The sequence below is a fragment of the Bradyrhizobium sp. WSM4873 genome, assembly GCF_055811355.1.
In genome coordinates, this window is record NZ_JBVVPS010000083.1 from 1 (window position 1) to 3,767 (window position 3,767).

Consider the following 3,767-nt stretch of genomic DNA (forward strand, 5'->3'; position numbering starts at 1 on the left):
TTATCTGCTGCTTGCGCCCACAATCATCGCGGGCAGGATCACCCTCGGCGCGATGAACCAGATCCTCAACGCGTTCAAGCAAGTGCGAACCTCGTTTCAGTATCTCGTCAACTCCTGGAGCACGATCGTCGAACTGATCTCGATTTATCAGCGCCTGCGGAGCTTTGAGGCAAAGATCCACGGTGGGCTACTGCCGTCGATCGAGATAAGGAAGCAAGCCACATGATTCCTATAGCTGTAGGGAGTTGACGGACACCTGACCTTCCGTTACGCGTCAATCGGTCTCAACGCTGCTGAATTGCTTAAGTTGTGAGAAGGGGCACTCGAGAGAATGGCGCTCGGCGTGGAGAAACTTAGCAACTGCATATCGGAACCCCCGTGACGTGTTGTTGTGGATGAGGGCTAGCGCGCTGTTGCAGCGCGCGGACTGAGGCAAAGGGGCGGCGGATGGCTGTAGGGGCCATTACAGCCGCCGCGGGTAAGCTACAAAGCAGCCGCGTCGCGTTCGACCTGCGGTCGAGCCAGCGGGTTCATGACACCGAAGACTTGCTCCGAGAAAACAGCCATGAATCTGATTTGCTCCTGGAAATGGGCTCTCAGAGTCCACACCGCCTAGCTCTACAAATAAGTACCAGCGTGTCGTAAGTTCGACAGTGTGAGTCGGACACGCCTCAACGGTGTTGTCCCGCGAGCAATCATAATTGTGTCACACATGGCACCGGACACTGACTGACTAGCCAGAACGACCATGCGGGATGTTTCAAACTTGATCCGCTCCATGGAATACGGTGCTAAACAGGGGGTAGGCATTACGTGGGGCGGCGAGCCCTGGTGATCGCCGGATGTGTTGGTGTCCATTCTGGTTCTGGCGGAACGGTAATCGAGCCCAGTGGCACCCAAGCTCGTTCTAGCGTCACTGGATCGCGCAGCTGGGCGAAAGTTTCGGTGCGAATATCGAGCCACTCGAACCAGCGATCCTGGACGGCGACAAGCTGGGCTGGCCGGAGCACGCCGAAATGATCTCGAAGAGAAATTCTTGTCACCGTAAGCTCAACTGTGAACCGTGCCAGAAGAGTTCAAGATGATGTTGCGTCGTGTTTCAACTACCAGAACCGGGATTTGACAACTCTGAGCCTGCGGACCAATCCGTTTCCGCCGAGCCGGAGCTCTGGCCGTGAACATGACCGCAAGATTGAGCAGCGTGGATTCACAAGCGTGGCTCGCCGACTATAGCAACCGCGCCGCACATCCGGCTCAAAAGGCGCGACGAGCTCCTAAGCTGGAATTGGCGCGATCGGAACAAGCAATCCACTAAGGCTGCCCAATTCACGGCTCGGCGATCCTCACCAAATGCTTTACGAACTTTTGTTGATAGCGTCAGCAAGCGTCGACTTGAAAACCAAAGGACCTATCCGCAGGATGCTTTCTTAAGCCGTCATGCATCCAGAATGAGCGGAGCACGAACTGTCACATTACCGAAACCTAGCTCTTGTACTTGTAGGCTCGGCCGTCTCCCTTATTCCTCCCGCTCCGTGGAGCGAAGAAGGTTTATTCCGCACGGCTTTCCGGGGGCCACCGGCCAGGCGGGCCGGAGCCGAGGTCGGCCAGATCTCCGTTGTTTTTGGATTAGCGCCATGACACCGAAAACCAAACTATGCGCTTTGTTGCGAGGTGTTCTGGACGATGCGATCGGGATGGTGCCCGAAGCAAACCGGACGTCTTCGTTGAAGGCGTGCCTCGCCGAAAAGGTATTAGCTCTGGCCGCAAAAGGTCACTTGGATCCAACTGTCTTGACGCGTCTCGCGCTACGGAGTCTGCAGGAATCTTGTTGTGGTTGCTACGGGTGCGAACTGCAGAACCCCCTTCGAGGTGTGAGGGACCAAGAATGAACTCCAAACCTATTCCCCGCGCTCCGGCGTGGCTGACCGCCTGGGTTTCGGCGGGTTGCAAGGCGACGCGAGATTAGAGGCCTGCCCGGCCATGGAGCTTGCGCCCGGCAGCGATGCCATCTGAGCGCGAGGGTTATGGCGTCCTGGCCGGAGAAACTCGGGTCCTGCTGTGGATGCCGCCTTGCTTCATCATGAGGTCGCCCGTGTCCGCGGCTTTCACTGACGTCATTGCGCCCCGCCCGCGGCATAGATGATTTCTCCTCGGTCCGCATCGGCGCTTGGCGCGCGATATCGGCGATGTCGGAGGGCAGGGTGCTCGCCTGCTCGGTTGCCGCTAGTAGCCGAAGCGGGCGAGGCCGAGTGATCCGAAAGATCGGACGGGCCGGTGAGATGTTGGAAAGCCGAGCTGCCTATCGTCCCGGTTCGCGACAGACGCGGATGAGCCGATCTATTACGTCCTCGACGCTTGCAGGCGGATCTTGCCGTGGCCGCGTCAGCGGAGGCAGCTGTGTTCGACGATCTCGTCTACCTCGATTGCGACGGCGATGCGCCGCTTACCCTGGCAAGGCGGCAGCCGCAAGCTAAGCAGTATCATTCCCGCGGCATCGACGCAGGTTCCGAGCTCGTCGCCCTTGCGACTACCCTGTCCACGATTACGGCTGACCTTCGGTGTCGAGTGTGCTCAGCGCTGAGCCGGCGGTTCCCCGCGAAGTGCTGCCGAGCTTGCCGTCCGGAGAAGGAGGGGTCGCAGGCCGGCGAAAGGCGAAGGGCCGGGATCGCGCAGGCGGCGCTTGAATCTCAGGTCGGAATTGCCTGAATCGCCGGGCTCTGAGCGGGCCATGCTTTCCTTCAAATGGCCCCGGCTAGGCCGGGGCCATCGACAGAACTACGGATCAATATTTCAGGAGAATCGGACCGCCAAACTTATAGTTGACCCGTACCGTGATAAGATCGAGATCCTCGCGGATGCGATCGGCCCCACCAATGTTCCCGCTGAATTTCACCGTGCGGGGCTGGAAGAACAGGTGGTCGTACTCGAAGCCCACCGTCCAGTTTGGTGCGATGCCGTGCTCGAATCCGACCCCCAACACACCGCCCCAAACAACGTCACTTTTCCTACCGGCTCCTGCCACGGTCGAGCTGATCTGATGGATGTGGCTCGTGACTGCGGCGCCGCCTTTGCCGTAAAGTACGTTGTTCCCAAAGGCATAACCAATCTGCCCCGTCATGAGACCGAACGCGTCAATCTTAGTCTGGTTGGTAGTATCGGAAAACGTGAGGCTGTGATTGGACCCGGTCAAATCAGCCCAGTTGCCCTGGCCCTCAACACCCAGCACGATCTGGCCCATCTGCCATCGATAGCCGATCTGGAGGCCCACGCTACCGCCTGTCGGATGATGACAGCCCTCGGGCGTGCTGCCAAGGTACTCCCAACAACTCTCGCCTGAGCTCAGACCACCGTTCACGCCGAAATAGTAAGCACTCCAATCGTAGATTGCAGCCGCGACAGGTCCCGGAGCGGTGGTGTAGAGAGGCCTGATGGGTTGCGCAGGCAGATCAGCACTGAATGCGGGGGCCACCGCAGCAAGCGCCACCGTACTGACTGTCAAAAGCAACAAGTTCTTCATTTCTATTCCCATGTCTTGAGTGCCCCCGAGCCGGCTGCGTCTTAACAACGTGCACGCGAATTGCTGTAACTGCATCGCAACATTGGCGCTGGAAGAAATGCGTGAATCAAACGCCGCGTCAGGTTGCGGCGTTGCAGATATCTCCAACTCCTTGGCATGCCCCTTCGCTTGCGAGTCGTCCGTTAAGAAGCCGAATTGAGCGGGAGCGGACAGGCAAGCGTATGCGATAGCTGGATCAGGAAGAGGCACA

Annotated in this window: 2 protein-coding genes; one reads left to right on the forward strand and one right to left on the reverse strand. The window is 58.5% G+C overall.

Features of this window, described 5'->3' with window-relative positions; genetic code table 11:
* Positions 1 to 226: SbmA/BacA-like family transporter (locus AC0L21_RS37735; protein WP_473267040.1), on the forward strand; the 226-nt coding region annotated here is incomplete at its 5' end.
* A 2,556-nt stretch (positions 227 to 2,782) separates the two neighbouring features.
* Here the strand turns inward: AC0L21_RS37735 and AC0L21_RS37740 are convergent.
* Positions 2,783 to 3,517, reverse strand: coding sequence for an outer membrane protein (locus AC0L21_RS37740; RefSeq protein WP_473267042.1), 735 nt, complete (start codon positions 3,515 to 3,517; stop codon positions 2,783 to 2,785).
* Positions 3,518 to 3,767: the final 250 nt, after the last annotated feature.